Source organism: Azohydromonas australica DSM 1124, assembly GCF_000430725.1.
GTDB classification, from domain to species: Bacteria; Pseudomonadota; Gammaproteobacteria; order Burkholderiales; family Burkholderiaceae_C; genus Azohydromonas; species Azohydromonas australica.
In genome coordinates this window covers 129,863-147,176 of record NZ_KE387213.1, presented here as the reverse complement: position 1 = coordinate 147,176, position 17,314 = coordinate 129,863, and the positions used below count along the sequence as shown (strand labels likewise).

Sequence of the window (17,314 nt, the reverse complement as noted above, 5' to 3'; positions counted from 1 at the left end):
GGGCCCCCCATGAAAAAGATCGCCATCGCCTGCCAGGGCGGGGGCTCGCACTGCGCGTTCACCGGCGGCGTGCTGGCCGCGCTGCTGCGCCGCGTGCACGTCGATGCGCAACAGCGCCTGGTGCTCGACGGCCACGAGGTCGTGGGCCTGAGCGGCACCTCCGGCGGCGCCGTCAGCGCCTACCTCGCCTGGCTGGACCTGCTGCGCATCCGCCAGGGCCGCCGCTTCGCCGATGACGAGCCGCTGGCGGTGGAGCGCTTCTGGAAGAACAACGCCGCGCAGCTCTTCGGCCGCTTCCCCTACGACTTGCTCACCAACCTCGCCGTGGTCGGCATGGCCAGCATGGAGAGCGCCATGCCCGCGCTGGCCTCGGCCTCCACGCCCAGCGCCGCCACGCGCGCCATCCAGGCCCACATGCGCGCGCAGATCGAGGAGGCCGCCGGCGACCTTGCCTTCCTGCAGCCGCTGGCCGAGGCCGCGGGCGGCCTGCACCGCGCGCGGCTGAAGTCGCTGCACAAGGCGCCGGTGAACTTCCCCGTGCTGCTCATCGGCGCGGCCAACGTCAACCAGGGCGTGTTCGAGCCCTTCATCGGCACGCCCGCCCACCCGCCGCTGCTGGACCAGGTGGTGGCCTCCACCGCGCTGCCGGACCTGTTCCCTTCCGTGGGCATCGCCACGCCCATGAAGGCGGCGCGCCACGCCCAGGGCACGGCGCCCGAGGACAGCGCCGAGCCCGCCGCGGCCTACTACTGGGACGGGCTGCTGTCGCAGAACCCGCCCATCAGCGACTTCCTGGGCTTCAGTGATCGCGAGGCCAAGCCCGACGAGATCTGGATCGTGCGCATCAACCCCGTGGCGCGGCGCAACGGGGCGGGGCGCATCGCCATCGAGCCGCCCACGCGCCCCACCGAGATCGCCGACCGCCGCAACGAGCTGGCCGGCAACCTGTCGCTGGAGCAGGAGAAGCGCTTCATCCGCCGCGTCAACGCCATGCACGACAGCGGCGCCCTGTCCGCCGCCGGGCGCGACCGCTACAAGAAGGTGCAGCTCTGGGGCATCGCGCTGGACGGCTGGTCCGACGTGCCGGAGCACCCGGGCGCGCCCGAAGGGGACTGGCGCGAGGTCAAGTACCAGACCCCGCGCGTGCACACGCAACTGCTGGACTACGCCACCAAGCTGCTGCGCAGCCCGCTGTTCCTGTCCGAGCTCGACGCGCTGGGGCGCGAGGCGGCGCTGGAGTTCCTGGAGCACCGCAAGGCAATGGGGGCGTGAGCCCGGCTGCCGCCGGGCCTTCGCTCACCGCGTCGTGAACTGCCACGTCGCCGCGTACGGCACGCTGCCGTTGCGGCCGGAGAAGCTGGCCGTGTAGGTGCTGCCCGGGGCCAGCGGCGACAGCGGCACCAGGAACACCTCGCCGGCGCGCAGCTGCCGCACCGGGTCGGCCGTCACGCCCGGGCCGCTGGTGGCGTTGGCGATCAGCCGCGCCGCCACCGCGGTGCCCGCGGCGTCGCGCAGCGTGAACGCGCTCACCGTGTAGCCCGCACCGTCGCTGGCGCCCAGCGCGCGCATGGAGACGAACACCGGCTGTCCCACGCTGCGGCTGCCCACGTCGGGCATGGGGTTGGGTGACTCGGTGGCGGGCACGAAGGTGGTGGCCACGGCGCGCTGGCCGGGGTAGGGATAGGCCTTCACCACGCCGGAGGCCGGCAGCTGCGCCGCGCCACCCAAAGGCACGCCGAAATTGAAGACGCAGCCGTTGACGCCGCCCGCCGGACCGTAGGCCACGCCCATGTCCACCTGCTCTCCCATCAGGCTCGCCAGGTGGTAGACGCTGGACAGCAGCAGGTCCAGGCACTGCAGCGGCGTGAAGGCGGTGCCCCAGGCCAAGTCCTCGCTGACGATGCTCCAGGCGTAGCCGGCCGCCGTGACCCGCGCGCCGGGCGTGCTGCCGGTGTAGCCCTGCAGCCCGGGCTGCTCACCATGGCCGGCCGCCACGCCGTTGATGCGCAGGTAGTCCAGGTGCTTGGCCGCCGACCGGTCCAGGCGCACGTCCTGCCGCGCCGCGCCGGCGCCGGCTCCCAGCCGCACGGTGTTGAGCTGCTGGTACAGCGCCAGCTGCGACGCGTCGGTGTAGCTGGCCGCCGGCACGCTCGGGTTGACGGGCTGCGGCTGCACGTCCGGCAGCACCGAGCCGCCGTCACTGCCGCCGCCACCGCCACAGGCGGCAAGCAGTGCGGCGGCCAGCGCACAGGCGGCCAAGTGGAAACGGCGAGTCGGGCGCGGGGTGGGCAGCATCGGCAGGTCCTGGAAGGGTGGATGAGGCGGCCGCGGGCGGCACGGGAGGGCGTCGGGGCCTGGCGCCCCGGCACATGATCGCCGCGCGCATGCAGGCGCATGCGTGCCGCGGGGCATTGTCGGGGCCCTGGCGGGCTTACTTCACCAGCGGGCGCACCGCCGTGAAGCCGCCGTCCACCGGCAGCACCTGTCCCGTCACCCGGGCCGCGCGCGAGGACAGCAGCCAGCAGATGGCCTCGGCCACCTCCTCGGCGCTCTGCACACCGCCCAGCGGCGCCTGCCGCGCCGCGCCCTCGTACTGCGCCGGCATGCCCAGCAGCCTGGCCGTCAGCGGCGTGGCCGTCATGCCCGGCGCCACGGCGTTGATGCGCAGCCCCAGCGGCGCGTAGGTCGCGGCGGCGCCGCGCACCAGCGCCTCCACGCCGCCCTTGGCCGCGGCGATGGCCTCGTGGTTGGCCACGCCCACGCGCGCCACCACGCTGGACACCAGCACCGCCGCGCCCGGCCGCCCCGCGCCGCGCAGCGGGTCGATCCAGGCCTGCAGCACGAACAGCGCGCTCTCCAGGTTCACGCGCAGCAGCTCGCGCATCTGCGGCGGCTCGCTGCGGTGCAGCGGGGCGATGAGCGTGCTGCCCACGCAGTGCGCCAGCAGCGTGGGCGCGCCGCCCAGCGTGCTCCAGCACTCGGCCACCGCCGCGGCGGCGCCTTCGGGCGTGGTCGTGTCTGCGGCAATGTGGGCGTGCGCCTGTACCTCGGCCAGCTTGTGGGCGTCGCGCCCGACGGCCGCCACGCGGTGGCCCTGCGCGCGCAGCTGCGCCACCACCGCGCGGCCGATGCCGCCGCGCGCTCCCGTCACCAGTGCCACCTGCGGCGTTCCATCGGGGGGCAGCAGGTCCGTCGTCATGCTCATCGCGGTACTCCAATTCGCTGCAGAGCGTTGGGAAGTCTTCGTTCACTCACCGCAGGGCAAGCGGCATCCCTGGAAAAAGGCGAGGGAAGGGCCCGGGGCGTGACCGGAGGGGCCTGAAGAAACGCCCGCGAAGGCGGGCACCCACGCGTGCCGCTGGAGCACGTGCCGTATCGCGGTCCGTCTCCGATGCACCGGCGAAGACGCCGCCCCGGCGTTCGTGGATGCCCGCCTTCGCGGGCGCGCAGGCAGGGGGTGCGCAACCCGCGCCTGCCTGGGTGGATGCCGTCCCGGGCCGTGTGGTTCCGCAACACCTGCCGGCCACAGGCCCCGGGGCCGCCTCAGCCCGGGCCATGGCCGCCTGCGCGCTGCTGCCGGCAGCGCTCCGAGCAGTAGCGCACCTCGTCCCAGGTGCGCGCCCAGCGCCGGCGCCAGCTCATCTCGCGCCCGCAGGCGGCGCAGGGCTTGCGCGGCAGCGCCTGCTTGTTGCCCTTGAAGCCGCGCGGCACGTCCATGGCTCAGGCCGTGGCGCCCGGCGCGATGGCCGCCGCCAGGGCGCGGCCCGAGAGCCAGGCACCTTCCACGCCGGCCCCGCCGAGGAAGTCGCCGCACACGCCCAGGCTCAGCGCCGGGTCCCACCAGCAGGGCTGGCGGGCGCCCTCGCTGCGCGGCGCCAGGGCGTAGCGCCAGCGGTGCACGGCGGCGTGGGCCCAGCGCGGGCGGCGGCCCAGCGCCTCGGCCAGCGCGTCCTGCAGCAGCGCCTGCACCGTGTCGGCAGCGCTTTCCAGGAAGGTCGCGCTCCATGCCGCGGTGGCGTGCGCCACCCAGTGGTTCATGCCGCCGCCGGCCGGGCGCCCGGGCCGGGCGTCCTGGCGCACCACCCACGCCAGCGGCCCGCGCTGCGGCCAGGCGGCGTCCCAGGGCGGGGGCTCGCCGGGTTCGGCGGCCATGAGCGTCCAGCAGGGCTGCATCGGCACCGCGCGCGCCTGGCGCGCCCAGTCCTCGCGGTAGGGCGCCAGCAGCGCCGCGGCCTGTGCCGGCGGCATGGCCAGCACCACGGCGTCGAAGGCGCCGTCGCCCAGCAATTCGCCCTGGGCCAGCAGCCGCCAGCCGCCCTGGCCGTCGCGCGCGATCTCGTCCACCGGGCGCGAGAGCGTCTGCGGCAGGCCCGCGGCCAGCCGGCGGCACAGCGCCGGCATGTCCGGCGTGGACACCCAAAGGGCGAGACCGTCGAGGTTCTGGTGACTGCCGGGCGCCATCACGGGCTCCCAGCGCGCCAGGACGCCGTCCTCGACGGCCTCATCGATGAAGGCCCTGAACGCCGCCGAGCGCGCGCTGAAGGCCGGGGTGCCGTGGTCGAAGGTGGCGCGGTGCACCGCGCCGTCGGGGTCGATCCACTGCGCGCGCCGCGTCGCCATGCGCCCGCCCACGCCGCGCGCCTTGTCGAACAGGAACACCGCGCAGCCCGCCTCGCTCAGGCGCCGCGCGCAGGCGATGCCGGACAGGCCGGCACCCACCACCGCGACCCGCGGCGGGCGGCCGGAAAGGACGATTGAGGAGAACATGGAGATACTGTACTCATTGACGCTTCAAATACGATTCGACTACTGCAATAGCTGACGATGCAGTGCTCATAATCCGATTCAACAACGATTCAATAAGAAAGGTGCCTCATGGTCGAGCAGAACGACGCGGGTTCCCCGGCGCTCACCGGGGCGGGTGAGGAAGACGCGCTGCCGCGCTACCGCAGCGGCGCGGTGGCGCGGATGCTGCGCATGCCGGTGGCGACGCTGCGCATTTGGGAGCGCCGCTACAACGTGGCCTCGCCGGCCACCTCGGCCGCCGGGCACCGGCTGTACTCGGCGGCAGACGTGAAGCGGCTGTCGCTGCTGCGCCAGCTCACCGCGCTGGGACACGCCATCGGCTCGCTGGCCGCGCTGGACCTGGACGCGCTGCGCCAGGTGGCCGCCACCCACGCCGGCGTGCTGGCCGCGCCGCACCAGGACGCCGTGGGCCTGCCGGCGGCCAAGGAGCGTGCCGCGGCGGCCGGCGCAGGCGCGCCTGCCGAGCCGGCGGCGGGGGGCGGCGCGGCACCGGGCGGTGCGTCCGCGAAGGATGCGGAGGCGACCCTGGACGGGGTGGCGTTCTCCGGCGGCGAATCCCGCGCGGCGCTCCCGGCGCCGGTGGACCAGGCCGCCTCGGTGTTGCCCTGGCGGGTGCTGGTGATGGGCCCGATGCTGGCGCACCGGCTGGAGCGCCCGGTGGTGCGCAGCCGGCTCGGCCGGCCGCTGGACGTGGTGGCGGTGTGCGAGACGCTGGAGGAGCTGGCGCGGATGGCGCCACGCGCACCGGCCGAGGCGCTGCTGGTGCAGTGCGCCTCGCTGCGCCCGCAGGACCTGCCGCTGCTGCGCGGCGCGGCACGCGCCAGCGGCGCGCAGCGGGTGCACGTGCTCTACGGCTTCGCCACCAGCACGCTGTGCGCGGCCTTCGAGTCCGCAGGCATGGCGCTGCTGCGCGCGCCGCAGGACGACCGGGCGCTGGGGTCGTGGCTGCAGTCCTCGTGCAGCCCGCTGGAGCTGCCGCTGGTGGTGGCGCCGCGGCGCTGGGACGACGCGGCGCTGGCGGACTTCGCCGCGCTGTCCACCACCATCAGCTGCGAATGCCCGCGCCACGTGGCCGAGCTGCTGATGCAGCTCTCCAGCTTCGAGAGCTACAGCGCCGAGTGCGCCCACCGCTCCCCGGCCGACGCCGCGCTGCACGGCTACCTGGGCCAGGTCGCGGGCACGGCGCGAGCGCTGTTCGAGCAGGCGCTGGAGCGGCTGGCGGTGCAGGAGGGGCTGGTGCTGCCGGGGGGCGGGGAGTGAAGGGGGCCGCCGCGCCGGCCCCTCATCCCGGCTTCACAGGTCCATCCGCGCGATCTTCGTCCCCTCGATGGTCAGGTTGTACATGAGCCCCGCGTTGGTCATCGCGAAGGCGACGACGTCGTTGCGGACGGAGGCGGTGTCCACCTCGCCGTTGGCGCCCATCTTGGCCAGCGCCACCGAGGCGTCCACACCGGCGGTCCAGCCGTTGCTGTCGCGGAACTTGGCCAGCGCCTCGTCCGTGAGGAACAGGATCACCACCGCCTTGGACTGCGCCCCGGCCTGGAAGCCGAAGGAGCCGCTGGCGGCGCGGTAGTAGCCCTGCGAGCGTCCGCCCGCGCGCAGCACGCCCTCGCCGTACTCGCCGCCCACCACCAGGCCGGCGGCCAGGATGCGCGGGAAGACCAGCATGCCGCGCGACTTGGCCATCAGCTCGCCGGAGCCGCGCACCTGCTCGCGCAGCCGCGAGAGCGTGTCGTCGGCCGCGCTGTCGATCTCGCGGCGCCGCGCCACGGGGGACTTGTCGTCGCTGCTGCCGCCGCCGCGTGTCACGGTGCAGCCCGCGGCCAGCAGCAGCGGCACCGCGGCCAGGGCGCCCAGCACGCCGCGGCGCGCGGCCTGCGGCAGGGGGGTGGTGTCGGTGCCCGAAAGCAGGTGGTGGAGGTTGTGGTTTTTCATCTCGGATCCTCTTGCGTTAGCGCCGGCGATGGCACCGGCCCCGCCCGGCACGGCACGGCGCGCGCAACGCTGCGGCGCCTGTCCAGGCGCCCCGTTCAGGGCAAGAAGATTGCCCATGACCTTTCCGCCACCTTGCAGGCCCACGGCGGCCACGCAGGCATGAGCACGGAATCCCCCTTGGCACCGGGCCCCTCGCCCCGCGGCGGTCCCGCCGTCCCGGGCGCGCCCGTGGTGCTGCTGGGCGCCTATGACCGCCACAACTTCGGCGACCTGCTGCTGGCGCGGGTGGCGGCGCGGCTGCTGCGCGGGCGGCCGGCCGTGTTCGCCGGCCTGGCGGTGCGCGACCTGCGCGCCAGTGGCGGCCCGCGGGTCCGGGCGCTGGCCGGGGCGCCGCCGCCAGGAGAACCCGCGGCGCTGCTGCACGTGGGCGGACAGCTTCTCACCTGCAGCGCCTGGCAGGCCGCGGCGATGCTGCTGCCGCCCGACGCGGCGGACGCGGCCATCGCCTACCTCGCGCCGAGGCCGCTGGCGCGCCGGCGCTGGACGCGCGGCTTCCTGGGGCTGGACGACCACGCGCCCTACCTGCTGCCGCGCGTGCTGGCGCCGCGTTTCGCGCCCGTGCTGGCGCTGGGCCTGGGCGGTGCCGGGCTGGAGTGCTGCCCGCGGCGGATGCGGCTGGAAGTTCTCGCCAAGCTGCGCGCGATGCAGGGCGTGGCGGTGCGCGACGCGGCGACGCAGGCGCTGCTGCGCGATGCCGGCGTGGCCTCGCTGCTGCTGCCCGATCCGGCGGCGCTGGTGGCGCGCTTCTTCGGCGCGTCGGTCCGCCGCCACGCGGCGCGGGGCGAGGTGGCGGCGCTGCACGAGCGCTTCGCCGGCGGCTACCTCGCACTGCAGCTCGCGGCCGAGTTCGGCGACGACGCGACGCTGGACGCGCTGGCGCCGCAGCTGGACGCCGTGGCGCGGGAGCGCGGCCTGGGGCTGGTGCTGTTCCAAGCCGGCACCGCGCCCTGGCACGACGACGCGGCGGTGCTGCGGCGCCTGGCGGCGCGGCAACGCGCGCCGGCGGCGGTGATGGCGTCGGTGCACCTGTGGGACGTCTGCGCGCTGCTGGCCGGCAGCGCGGGCTACTGCGGCAGCAGCCTGCACGGGCGCATCGTCGCCACCGCCTTCGGCCGGCCGCGGCTGAACCTGCTGCCGCCGCAATCCGGCACCGGCGCGGCCAAGCACCGGGCCTACGTGGAGACCTGGGAGCTGCCGGGGCTGCCGGGGTGCGTGGCGGTGGGGGAGGTGGCCCAGGGACTGGCCGCGGCGCTGGGGGCGGACGGGCGGGTGCTGCGGGCGCACGGGCGCGCGCTGGCGGGGGCGGTGCTGGAGGGTGTTGAAGAGGTGCTGGGACCGCTGGGGACGGCGTGAGCTCAGCCCGCCATCCGCACCCACCCGCCGTCCTCCACCAGCACCCCGTCCGCGACCAGCCGCGCCACCGTCTCCTCGGCGAAGCGCAGCGCGTCCTCGGCCGTGGCGTGCTCGCCCGGGGCGCGCTGAAGCACGGGGGTCTGCACGATCCAGCGCTGCAGCGCCTCGCGCCGCAGCGCGCGCTGCTCCAGCAGGTGGTAGGTCACCAGCGCCCGCGCGGCGTACTGGTGGTGCTTGCCCGGCGCGGCCATGAAACCCTCCAGCCGCCGCCGCGAGGCCGACAGCGCCGCGGACACGTCCGTGAACGCCTCGCCGTGGCCGGGCAGCACCAGGCGCGGCGCCAGGCGCTCGATCAGGTCCAGCGCGCGCTGCGCCGCCTCGAAGCCCGATTCGCCCGCCAGCTCCGGAAAGATGATCGCCAGCCGCTGCTCCCACAGCGCGTCGCCGCTGATGAGGGTGCGGCTGGCCGGCTCGAACAGCACCACCGCGTCGGGGTCGTGGCCGGGCGTGGCGTGCACCTCCCAGTCGCGCGCGCCCAGCCGCACCGCCTGGCCCGCCTCCAGGAAGGCGTGCGCCTCGAAGGGCTCGTAGCGCTGATCCATGGCGTGGAAGCCCAGGCCCTGCGCGTCCCAGGGCTGCAGGTGCGGCGCGTAGCCCGCGGGCACGCTCAGCCGCGCCTGGGGCCAGCGCCGCAGCAGCGCGGCGTTGCCGCCGCAGTGGTCGGAATGCAGGTGCGTGTTGAGGATGCGCGCCAGCGGCCGCCCGGCCAGCGCGTGCTCCAGCAGCGCCACCGTCTGCGCGCCATGCGAGACGTAGCCGCTGTCCACCACCGCCGCGCCCTGCTCGCCGCCGTCGGCGAAGAGCACGTTGTTGGCCGAGAGCCAGCCGCGCACGAAGAGCTGGGCGCCCAGGTGGCGCAGGGTGTAGTCAGGGGTGGATGCGTCGGTGGGGCGGGTCATGCGGCGTGCGGAGCGTCCCGGGCCCGTGCCCGATGCACTCCGGCTCACTCCGTGGGACAAGGCCGCGCGAGCATAGCGGCCCCCCGCCGCGCGGCCCTGGCCCGCGCCTACGATGCGCCGCGCCGGCAGCCCCCGCCGGTGCATCAACCGCGCACAGGAGAGCACACGCATGGCACGCATCGGATTCATCGGCGCTTCGGGCCTCATGGGCCATGGCATGGCCAAGAACCTGCTCGCGCGCGGCCACGAGCTGCGCCTGACGGTGCACCGCAACCGCGAGCGCGTGGCCGACCTGCTGGAGGCCGGCGCCACCGTGGCCGCGTCGGCCGCGGCGCTGGCCCGGGACAGCGAGATCGTCTTCGTCTGCGTCACCGGCTCGCCCCAGGTCGAAGCCGTGGTGACCGGCCCCGAGGGGCTGCTGGCCGGCGCCGCGCCGGGGCTGCTGGTGGTGGACTGCTCCACCAGCGAACCCGGCTCCACCACGCGACTGCGCGAGGCCTGCGGCGCCGCCGGCGTCACTTTCGTGGACGCGCCGCTGGCGCGCACGCCCACCGAGGCCGAGGCCGGGCGGCTCAACGTCATGGTCGGCGCCGAGGACGCCGCCTTCGCGCAGCTGGAGCCCGTGCTGCGCTGCTTCGCCGAGAACGTGTTCCACGTCGGCGGCCCCGGCGCCGGGCACACGGTGAAGCTGCTCAACAACTTCATCGGGCAGGCCATCTGCACCGCCACCGCCGAGGCCTTCGCCGTGGGGCAGCGCGCCGGGGTGGACCTGAACCGCCTGGTGGCGCTGCTGTCGGCCGGGCCGGTGAACTCAGGCCTGTTCCAGGCCATGGCCAAGGCGCTCACGGGCGACCTGGCGGGCATCCGCTTCGGCCTGGACAACGCGCGCAAGGACCTGCGCTACTACACCCACCTGGCCGAGGATCTGGCCGTGCCCAGCGTGGTGGGCGAGGCGGTGCACCAGTCGCTGACGCTGGCCAGCGCCCTGGGCCACGGCGACAAGTTCGTGCCCTCGTTGCTGGAAGCCCAGGAGCAGCTCAGCGGCGCGCGCATCGTGCCGCGCTGAGGGATCTCTCCCTCCACGGCCGGCGCATCGGGGCGGCTTTTCAGCTTCGGGCGCCGCAGCAAGCCCCGGCGCCCCCGGCGCGAGTCCCGGACTCGCCCGGGCGTCACCTGGGACAGTACCTAGGGCCTAACCCGTATTGTCTGTGGCTACAAGTTTTTTTTGCATCGGTGAGTTATGAAGACTTAAATGCCCTCTCGGGATGTCGAACATATCGATACAAACCGTGGTGAAAACGGCACGGCGCTCTCGCAGGCCGACACAAGCGGTCCTTCATTGGTAGTTGGGGATCCCATGTCCAAGCATTTCAAGCCTTCCGCCTCTTTGCTGGCTCTGGCCGCGGCGACCTTCATCACGCTCCAGGCCGCGCCGGCGGCCGCTTTCGTCAGCAGTGCCAGTGCCGGTGACACGGCCGAACTCACCGACCGGCTGATCGTGAAATACCGCAGCGCCACCGAGGCAGCGCCGTCCGAGGCCGCCAAGGGCCGCGCCATGGCCGCGCTGCAAGGCCGCGGCGCCAAGCTGGGCTACCTGCGCCGCATGGGCAACGGCGCCCACGTGTTCAAGCTGGACAAGGCGCTGTCCGCGGCCGAGCTGCGGCAGGTGGCCAAGGAACTGCGCGCCGGGGACGCCGACATCGAGTACGTCGAGCCCGACCTGGTGATGCAGCCGCAGTTCACGCCCAACGATCCGAGCTACGCCCAACAGTGGCACTACTTCGAGTCCACCGCGGGCATCAACGCGCCTGCGGCCTGGGAGAAGTCCACCGGCGCCGGCGTGGTGGTGGCGGTGATCGACACCGGCGTGCGCCCGCACGCCGACCTGGCCGCCAACCTGCTGCCGGGCTACGACTTCATTTCCGACGCCACGCTGGTGTCCAACGACGGCACCGGCCGCGACACCGACCCGGCCGACCCCGGTGACTGGGTCACCGCCGGCCAGTGCGCCACCGGCTCGGCCGCCGCCAACAGCAGCTGGCACGGCACGCACGTGTCCGGGACCATCGCCGCAGTCACCAACAACAGCGTCGGCGTGTCGGGCGTGGCCTTCGACGCCAAGGTGCTGCCGGTGCGCGCGCTGGGCCGCTGCGGCGGCTACACCTCCGACATCGCCGACGGGATGATCTGGGCCGCCGGCGGCACGGTCAGCGGCGTGCCGGCCAACGCCAACCCGGCCAAGGTGCTCAACCTCTCGCTGGGCGCCACGGCCGCGTGCAGCACCACGTACCAGAACGCGGTCACCATCGCGCGCAACTTCGGCGCCACGGTGGTGGTGGCCGCGGGCAACAAGGCCATCGACGCCGTCAACTTCGCGCCGGCCAACTGCACCGGCGTGGTGGTGGTGGCAGCGGTCAACCGCAGCGGCGGCCGGGCCTCCTACTCCGACTACGGCACCCTGGTGGACCTGGCCGCCCCGGGCGGCGACACCAACGCCGGCGTGCTCTCCACGCTCAACGCCGGCACCACCGTCCCGGCCGGCGACAATTACGTCAACTACATGGGCACCTCGATGGCCGCGCCGCACGTGGCGGCCACCGCGGCGCTGATGCTCTCGCTCAACCCGCTACTGACGCCGGACCAGGTGGAGTCGCGCCTGAAGGCCTCGGTGCGCGCCTTCCCCGCCACCTGCAGCGGCTGCGGCACGGGCATCCTGGACGCCAACATGGCGGTGGACGCCGCCGGCACGGCGCCGGCCATCACCAGCGTGGCGGAGGCCGAGGCCAACGACAGCATCGCCGCGGCCCAGGTGCTGGGCGCGGCGCTGCCGGTGTCGGTCAGCGGCACCATCTCCAAGCTGGCCGACAAGGACCTCTACAAGGTGGACATCCCCGTGGGGGGCAGCATCCTGGCCCGGCTGCGTCCCAACGCCAGCTCCAACTACGACCTCGTCGCCTTCGACGCCGCCACCGGCACGCAGCTGGCCGCCAGCAACCAGACCGGCGCGCTCGCGGACCAGGTGATCCTCAGCAACACCGGCTCGAACGTCTTGACGGTGGCCCTGCAGGTCTCGCGCGTGAGCGGCCTGACGGGCGCCTCGGGCACCTACAGCCTCTATGTCAGCCCGAACAACTGAGCGAACCCCTTCCCCCTGACCCGCGGGCTCGTGGCCGCCGTTCCCCGGCGCGCCACGGCAAGGTCCCCGCCGGACACCCTGCCCGCCGCCCGCGGGCTTTTTTTCGTCCGCGCGCCTTTGACTTCTGGAAACGTCCGACGCCCGCTTCCGCGGTTGACCGGACGGGGCGGGGGGCCTTCACTGCCTGCGTACCATGCCGCCCCTCGCGCCCGGGCCACCGGGCGAACCGCCGCCGGATGAAGGCGGCAGGAGCGGTCCGCTCCAGCCCCGCGGCCCCCGCTGCCGCGGCCTGTGTTTTGCTCTCAGGCGCCCATGTCCAAATCCCCCGTCCTCCTGCCGGCCCTCGTGGCGGTCTCCCTCCTCACCCTGCAGGCCGTTCCGGCGGCGGCTTTCGAACGCGACGCCGCGCCCGCCGCATCGGCCGCGTCGACCGCGCCGGCCGCGGCACTGACGGACCGGCTGATCATCAAGTACCGCAGCGCCGCCACCACCGCGGCGCCGGCCGCCGCCGCGCAACTGCGCGCCGCCGCCGTGCTGCAGCGCCGCGGCGCCAAGCTCACGCACCTGCGGCGCCTGGCCGACGGGGCGGACGTGTTCAAGCTCGACCGGCCGCTGTCCGAGGACGAGCTGCGCCGCGTCGGCGAGGAGCTGCGCAACGGCGACGCGGACGTGGAATACGCCGAGCCCGACGCACTGATGCAGCCGCAGCTGGTGCCCAACGACGCGCGCTACGGCGAGCAGTGGGACCTGTTCGAGGCCACGGCCGGCATCCGCGCGCCCACGGCCTGGGAGAAGTCCACCGGCGCCGGCGTGGTGGTGGCGGTGATCGACACCGGCGTGCGCCCGCACGCGGACCTGGCGAGGAACCTGCTGCCCGGGCGCGACTTCATCACCGACACCTTCATCGCCCGCGACGGCAACGGCCGCGACGAGGACCCGGCCGACCCCGGCGACTGGAGCAGCGCCGGCCAGTGCTACAGCGGCTCGCCGGCCGCCAAGAGCAGCTGGCACGGCACCCACGTGGCCGGCACCATCGCCGCGCTGACCGGCAACGGCAGCGGCGTGGCGGGCGTGGCCTTCGACGCCAAGGTGCTGCCGGTGCGGGTGCTCGGCCGCTGCGGCGGCTACAGCTCCGACATCGCCGACGGCATGGTCTGGGCCGCGGGCGGCAGCGTCGCCGGCCAGCCGGCCAACCCGAACCCGGCGCGGGTGCTGAACCTGTCGCTGGGCGGCGGCGGCAGCTGCAGCACCACCTACCGCAACGCCATCGCCACCGCGCGCGGCCTGGGCGCGGTGGTGGTGGTGGCCGCGGGCAACGACGCCTCGGACGCCAGCCTGCACCAGCCGTCGAGCTGCCCGGGCGTGATCGCGGTGGCGGCGGTCAAGCGCAACGGGGCCCGGGCGTCCTACTCCAACTACGGCTCGGTGGTGGACCTGGCGGCGCCGGGCGGCGACACCGACGCGGGCATTCTCTCCACGCTCAATGCCGGCGGCACCACGCCGGGGGCCGACAGCTACGGCAGCTACCGCGGCACCTCCATGGCCGCGCCGCACGTGGCCGGCACGGTGGCGCTGATGCTGGCGCGCAACCCGAAGCTCACGCCGGACGAGGTGGAGACGCGGCTCAAGGAGTCGGCGCGTCCCTTCCCGGCCGCGTGCGGGCAGTGCGGCAGCGGGCTGCTGGACGCCAATGCCGCGGTGGACGCCGCTGGCGGCGGCAGCAGCAGCGTGGCGGTGACGGTGCCGGAGGTGGAGCCCAACGACAGCATCGGGCGCGCGCAGCCGCTGAACGACCTGCCCGCCACGGTGCTGGGCGCGCTGCGCAGCGACGCCGACCAGGACCTCTACAGCGTGCGCCTGGCCGCGGGCCAGCGCCTGACCGCCCGGCTCACGCCCACGGCCGATGCCAACTACGACCTCATCGCCGTGGACACCGACAACCGGCGGCTGGACGCCAGCCTGCTGCCGGGCTCGCAGACCGACACGGTGAGCGTGCTCAACAGCGGCAGCAGCGCGATGTCGGTGGTGCTGCGCGTGCGCTGGACCGGCGGCCCCGCCGGCGCGTACCGGCTGGGCGTGGCGGCGGATTAAGGGCGCAAGGCGCTCACTTCACCGGAATGGGCGTGCCGGCGGCCACCGGCACCACGGTGACGCTGTTCTGCGGCGAGCCCTCGATGAGCCGCTCGGAGTAGGTGAGATAGACTAGCGCGTTGCGCTTGGGGTCCACCATGCGCACCACGCGCAGCCGCTTGAACACCAGCGAGATGCGCTCGCTGAACATCTCCTCCTGTTTCGCCATCGGCCGGCCCTGCGGGAAGCTGATGGGGCCGACCTGGCGGCAGGCGATGGAGGCGTCGGACTTGTCCTCGGCGATGCCGATGGCGCCCTTGATGCCGCCGGTCTTGGCGCGCGAGACGTAGCAGGTCACGCCCTGCACCTTCGGATCGTCGTAGGCCTCGACCACGATCTTGTGGTCCGGGCCGATGAGCTTGAACACGGTGTCCACCTCGCCGATGGTTTCGGCGCGGGCCACCGTGGCGGCGGCCAGCAGCAGCGGGATCGTCGTCAGCAGGCGTCGGGCTTTCATGGGGTGCTCCCAGGGTTTGTGAAGGGGAAGAGGGGCCGCGCGGGCGGCTGCTGAACCCATTGTCACCAGCGCCGGGGAGGGCTCCGGCTTGGGGTACAAGGCGCGCCATGAGCGCCGCCGCACGGGCCCGAGCCTCGGGCCACGGCGCGGCAGCGCGAGGGAGCCCTCCATGAGCGACGAGAACCAGATCTACCTGCCCGATTCCTTCCTGGCGCTGTACCGCGACGCGCGCCAGCGCCTGACGGCGCCGCTGGCCGACATACGCGCGCGCTACGAGCTGTGCGAGGACCTGGCGCAGCAGCTCGAAGAACACGCGCGCGGGCGCAGCATCCACGCGCACGGCTCCGAGGTGGACCTGCTGCTGCGCTACCACGCCGGCCTGGCCGACCCCGACTCCGGCTTCAGCCCCGCCGAGGCGCGCTGGGTGGTCACGCGGCTGTCGGAGCTGCTGGGGTGGGAGTGCCCGCATTTGCCGCAGGCCCCCGGCCCGGACGCGTAGCGGCGGCCGTCCGATTCCCGCTCGGGAAGGGTGCCTGGCAAGTTGCTCGCACTTCCGTTCTTTTTGTTCAAGACGGTACCCGCCATGCCGAAATGAGCACTGGCTGAGGCAAGGGCTTCCGGGCCCGTGCGCAGCCGATTCCAAAAAAGAACGGGAGTTTTCATGTCCATTGGATTCAAGACGCCGGCCAAGCGCCTGGCGTGGGCCGCCGCTGCCTGCGTGGCGCTGCATGCAGTGCCTGCGGCTACGGCCCAGACGGTGATGACCGCCGCCGCCAACTCGACCCCGCTGCAGGCGAGCCTCACCACCAATCGCCTGGTCATCAAGTACCGCAGCGCCGTCGATCTCGACGTGCCCTCAACGTCTACTCAGGCCATGGCCACGGCCACAGCGACCTCGCGGGGCACGGTGCTGTCGCACCTGCGCCGCCTGACCAATGGGGCGCACGTGTACAGGCTCGATCGCTGGCTGTCCGTGGCGGAGGTGCAGCAACTCGTCGACGCGCTGAGCAACGGCAACGCCGACATCGAGTACGCCGAGCCCGATGTGCTGCTGCAGCCGCAGGCCGTGCCCAACGACCCGCTCTTGAAGTATCAGTGGGATCTGTTTGACCCCGTCAGCGGCATCAACGCGCCAGCGGCCTGGGACAAGTCCATCGGCGCCGGTGTGGTGGTGGCGGTCATTGACACCGGCGTGCGCCCGCACGCGGACCTGGCGGCCAACCTGCTGCCGGGCTACGACTTCATCGGCAATGCGACGGTGTCCAACGACGGCGACGGCCGTGACTCGGATCCCTACGACCCCGGTGACTGGACCGTGGCCGGTGCCTGCGACGACCCCGCTCGGCCCGCCGTTTCGAGCTCCTGGCACGGCACGCACGTGGCCGGCACCGTCGCCGCGCTCACCAACAACGCCAACGGTGTCGCGGGCGTGGCCTATGGCGCACGGGTGCTGCCCGCGCGCGTGCTGGGACGCTGCGGCGGATTCGACTCCGACATCGCCGACGCCATCGTGTGGGCCTCCGGCGCCAAGGTGAAAAACGTTCCGTCCACGCCGACACCGGCCCGTGTCATCAACCTGTCGCTGGGCGGCCTGAGCAAGTGCGCCCGCACGACGCAGAACGCGATCAACACCGCACGTGCCAACGGCGCGGTGGTGGTGGTGGCTGCTGGCAACAAGAGCATGGATGCAGCCAGTTTCTCGCCGGCCAACTGCCAGGGCGTGGTGACGGTGGCGGCAACCAACCACTTCGCAGCGCGGGCGAGCTACTCCAACTACGGCAACCGGGTGGACCTGGCCGCGCCAGGCGGTGAAAACGGCATGTACGTGGGCATCCCGTCCACGTACAACCTCGGCGCGACCGTGCCGGGCGATGATGGGTATGTCTTCAAGGCCGGCACCTCGATGGCCGCGCCGCATGTCTCGGCCGTGGCGGCGCTGATGCTCTCGCGCAACCCCTCGCTCACACCGGACGAGGTGGAAGATCGGCTCAAGAGTTCCGCGCGGGCTTTCCCGGGCGCGTGCGACCAATGCGGCACGGGCCTGCTGGACGCCAACGCCGCGGTAGATGCCGCGGGCCTGCCGGCGATCCTCACCCTGGCGGAGCAGGAGGGCAACAACACCTTCACCACGGCCCAGCGGGTGCCCGCGCTGCCGGCCGATGTGAGCGGCACCATCGCCGTCGTCGGTGACAAGGACCACTTCCGCGTGCAGATTCCCGTCGGCGCGCGGCTGCAAGCCAAACTGACGACCGGTGCCGCGTCCGACTACAGCCTCAAGCTCTTCACCCGCAACGGCACGCTGTTGGCCAGCAGCATGCTGAACGGCTTGGGCGTGCCGGAGGAGCTCACCTACACCAACACCGGCAACCTCAGCAAGTTCCTGGTGCTGCAGGTGCGTCGCGCCGACGGCAAGTACGGGGCAACCGCCCCGTATGCGCTGTCCGTCGGCATGTACTGATGGCGCGGCGGTCAGTCTGG

Annotated in this window: 15 protein-coding genes; 8 read left to right on the top strand and 7 right to left on the bottom strand. The window is 73.6% G+C overall.

The genetic code is table 11. The annotated features are described in order from the left end of the window. The first annotated feature begins 9 nt into the window (after positions 1–9). The gene (locus H537_RS0135050; protein ID WP_029001607.1) at positions 10–1,272 is read left to right on the top strand and encodes a patatin-like phospholipase family protein; all 1,263 of its coding nucleotides are present in this window, start codon (positions 10–12) and stop codon (positions 1,270–1,272) included. A 24-nt stretch (positions 1,273–1,296) separates the two neighbouring features. Here H537_RS0135050 and H537_RS0135045 read toward each other — a convergent pair whose 3' ends face one another. From H537_RS0135045 to H537_RS0135030, 4 genes are all read right to left on the bottom strand, one after another. Further along, complete coding sequence (locus H537_RS0135045; RefSeq protein ID WP_043461448.1) at positions 1,297–2,295, bottom strand: CAP domain-containing protein; 999 nt, start codon at positions 2,293–2,295, stop codon at positions 1,297–1,299. 136 nt (positions 2,296–2,431) lie between these two features. After that, the gene (locus H537_RS0135040) at positions 2,432–3,205 is read right to left on the bottom strand and encodes an SDR family NAD(P)-dependent oxidoreductase (protein WP_238446922.1); all 774 of its coding nucleotides are present in this window, start codon (positions 3,203–3,205) and stop codon (positions 2,432–2,434) included. Positions 3,206–3,543: 338 nt separating this feature from the next. Next, positions 3,544–3,717 carry a DUF2256 domain-containing protein gene (locus H537_RS51820; RefSeq protein WP_084151194.1) on the bottom strand — a complete coding sequence of 58 codons (174 nt, stop codon included), beginning with the start codon at positions 3,715–3,717 and terminating at the stop codon, positions 3,544–3,546. 3 nt (positions 3,718–3,720) lie between these two features. Then, positions 3,721–4,767, bottom strand: a complete 1,047-nt coding sequence (locus H537_RS0135030) for an NAD(P)/FAD-dependent oxidoreductase (protein ID WP_051244299.1) — start codon at positions 4,765–4,767, stop codon at positions 3,721–3,723. A 108-nt stretch (positions 4,768–4,875) separates the two neighbouring features. Between H537_RS0135030 and H537_RS56110 the strand changes: the two genes are divergently transcribed. Beyond that, positions 4,876–6,066, top strand: coding sequence for a MerR family transcriptional regulator (locus H537_RS56110; RefSeq protein ID WP_029001603.1), 1,191 nt, complete (start codon positions 4,876–4,878; stop codon positions 6,064–6,066). A 33-nt stretch (positions 6,067–6,099) separates the two neighbouring features. Here the strand turns inward: H537_RS56110 and H537_RS0135020 are convergent, their stop codons facing one another. Then, positions 6,100–6,741: a BPSL1445 family SYLF domain-containing lipoprotein gene (locus H537_RS0135020; RefSeq protein WP_084151193.1), complete on the bottom strand. Its 642-nt coding sequence runs from the start codon at positions 6,739–6,741 to the stop codon at positions 6,100–6,102. Positions 6,742–6,900: 159 nt separating this feature from the next. On the opposite strand from H537_RS0135020, the gene H537_RS0135015 reads away from it, so the two are divergent. Then, positions 6,901–8,154, top strand: a complete 1,254-nt coding sequence (locus H537_RS0135015) for a polysaccharide pyruvyl transferase family protein (RefSeq protein ID WP_084151192.1) — start codon at positions 6,901–6,903, stop codon at positions 8,152–8,154. Positions 8,155–8,156: 2 nt separating this feature from the next. Here the strand turns inward: H537_RS0135015 and H537_RS47335 are convergent, their stop codons facing one another. Next, a complete protein-coding gene (locus H537_RS47335; RefSeq protein ID WP_051244294.1) occupies positions 8,157–9,113 on the bottom strand; it encodes an MBL fold metallo-hydrolase in 957 nt (318 codons plus the stop codon). A gap of 169 nt (positions 9,114–9,282) precedes the next feature. Here H537_RS47335 and H537_RS0135005 point away from each other — a divergent pair, with 169 nt between their 5' ends. The 3 genes from H537_RS0135005 (at position 9,283) to H537_RS0134990 (ending at position 14,340) form a co-directional block, all read left to right on the top strand. Further along, positions 9,283–10,179 (top strand): NAD(P)-dependent oxidoreductase, encoded by an 897-nt coding sequence (locus tag H537_RS0135005; RefSeq protein WP_029001600.1) that lies wholly within the window; start codon positions 9,283–9,285, stop codon positions 10,177–10,179. A 291-nt stretch (positions 10,180–10,470) separates the two neighbouring features. Further along, the gene (locus tag H537_RS0135000; protein WP_051244291.1) at positions 10,471–12,249 is read left to right on the top strand and encodes a S8 family peptidase; all 1,779 of its coding nucleotides are present in this window, start codon (positions 10,471–10,473) and stop codon (positions 12,247–12,249) included. A 312-nt stretch (positions 12,250–12,561) separates the two neighbouring features. Then, positions 12,562–14,340, top strand: coding sequence for a S8 family peptidase (locus H537_RS0134990; RefSeq protein ID WP_043461444.1), 1,779 nt, complete (start codon positions 12,562–12,564; stop codon positions 14,338–14,340). A 13-nt stretch (positions 14,341–14,353) separates the two neighbouring features. Here H537_RS0134990 and H537_RS0134985 read toward each other — a convergent pair whose 3' ends face one another. After that, complete coding sequence (locus H537_RS0134985) at positions 14,354–14,836, bottom strand: CreA family protein (RefSeq protein ID WP_029001597.1); 483 nt, start codon at positions 14,834–14,836, stop codon at positions 14,354–14,356. Between the two features lie 169 nt (positions 14,837–15,005). Between H537_RS0134985 and H537_RS0134980 the strand changes: the two genes are divergently transcribed. Further along, a complete protein-coding gene (locus H537_RS0134980; RefSeq protein ID WP_029001596.1) occupies positions 15,006–15,335 on the top strand; it encodes a hypothetical protein in 330 nt (109 codons plus the stop codon). A gap of 162 nt (positions 15,336–15,497) precedes the next feature. Beyond that, positions 15,498–17,294, top strand: a complete 1,797-nt coding sequence (locus H537_RS47325; RefSeq protein WP_064736100.1) for a S8 family peptidase — start codon at positions 15,498–15,500, stop codon at positions 17,292–17,294. Positions 17,295–17,314: the final 20 nt, after the last annotated feature.

Excerpts from the sequence above, each read along its gene's own strand:
- H537_RS0135050 (WP_029001607.1), top strand. The coding sequence starts at position 10 with ATGAAAAAGATCGCCATCGCCTGCCAGGGCGGGGGCTCGCACTGCGCG.
- H537_RS0135045 (WP_043461448.1), bottom strand. The coding sequence starts at position 2,295 with ATGCTGCCCACCCCGCGCCCGACTCGCCGTTTCCACTTGGCCGCCTGT.
- H537_RS0135040 (WP_238446922.1), bottom strand. The coding sequence starts at position 3,205 with ATGAGCATGACGACGGACCTGCTGCCCCCCGATGGAACGCCGCAGGTG.
- H537_RS51820 (WP_084151194.1), bottom strand. The coding sequence starts at position 3,717 with ATGGACGTGCCGCGCGGCTTCAAGGGCAACAAGCAGGCGCTGCCGCGC.
- H537_RS0135030 (WP_051244299.1), bottom strand. The coding sequence starts at position 4,767 with ATGTTCTCCTCAATCGTCCTTTCCGGCCGCCCGCCGCGGGTCGCGGTG.
- H537_RS56110 (WP_029001603.1), top strand. The coding sequence starts at position 4,876 with ATGGTCGAGCAGAACGACGCGGGTTCCCCGGCGCTCACCGGGGCGGGT.
- H537_RS0135020 (WP_084151193.1), bottom strand. The coding sequence starts at position 6,741 with ATGAAAAACCACAACCTCCACCACCTGCTTTCGGGCACCGACACCACC.
- H537_RS0135015 (WP_084151192.1), top strand. The coding sequence starts at position 6,901 with ATGAGCACGGAATCCCCCTTGGCACCGGGCCCCTCGCCCCGCGGCGGT.
- H537_RS47335 (WP_051244294.1), bottom strand. The coding sequence starts at position 9,113 with ATGACCCGCCCCACCGACGCATCCACCCCTGACTACACCCTGCGCCAC.
- H537_RS0135005 (WP_029001600.1), top strand. The coding sequence starts at position 9,283 with ATGGCACGCATCGGATTCATCGGCGCTTCGGGCCTCATGGGCCATGGC.
- H537_RS0135000 (WP_051244291.1), top strand. The coding sequence starts at position 10,471 with ATGTCCAAGCATTTCAAGCCTTCCGCCTCTTTGCTGGCTCTGGCCGCG.
- H537_RS0134990 (WP_043461444.1), top strand. The coding sequence starts at position 12,562 with ATGTCCAAATCCCCCGTCCTCCTGCCGGCCCTCGTGGCGGTCTCCCTC.
- H537_RS0134985 (WP_029001597.1), bottom strand. The coding sequence starts at position 14,836 with ATGAAAGCCCGACGCCTGCTGACGACGATCCCGCTGCTGCTGGCCGCC.
- H537_RS0134980 (WP_029001596.1), top strand. The coding sequence starts at position 15,006 with ATGAGCGACGAGAACCAGATCTACCTGCCCGATTCCTTCCTGGCGCTG.
- H537_RS47325 (WP_064736100.1), top strand. The coding sequence starts at position 15,498 with ATGTCCATTGGATTCAAGACGCCGGCCAAGCGCCTGGCGTGGGCCGCC.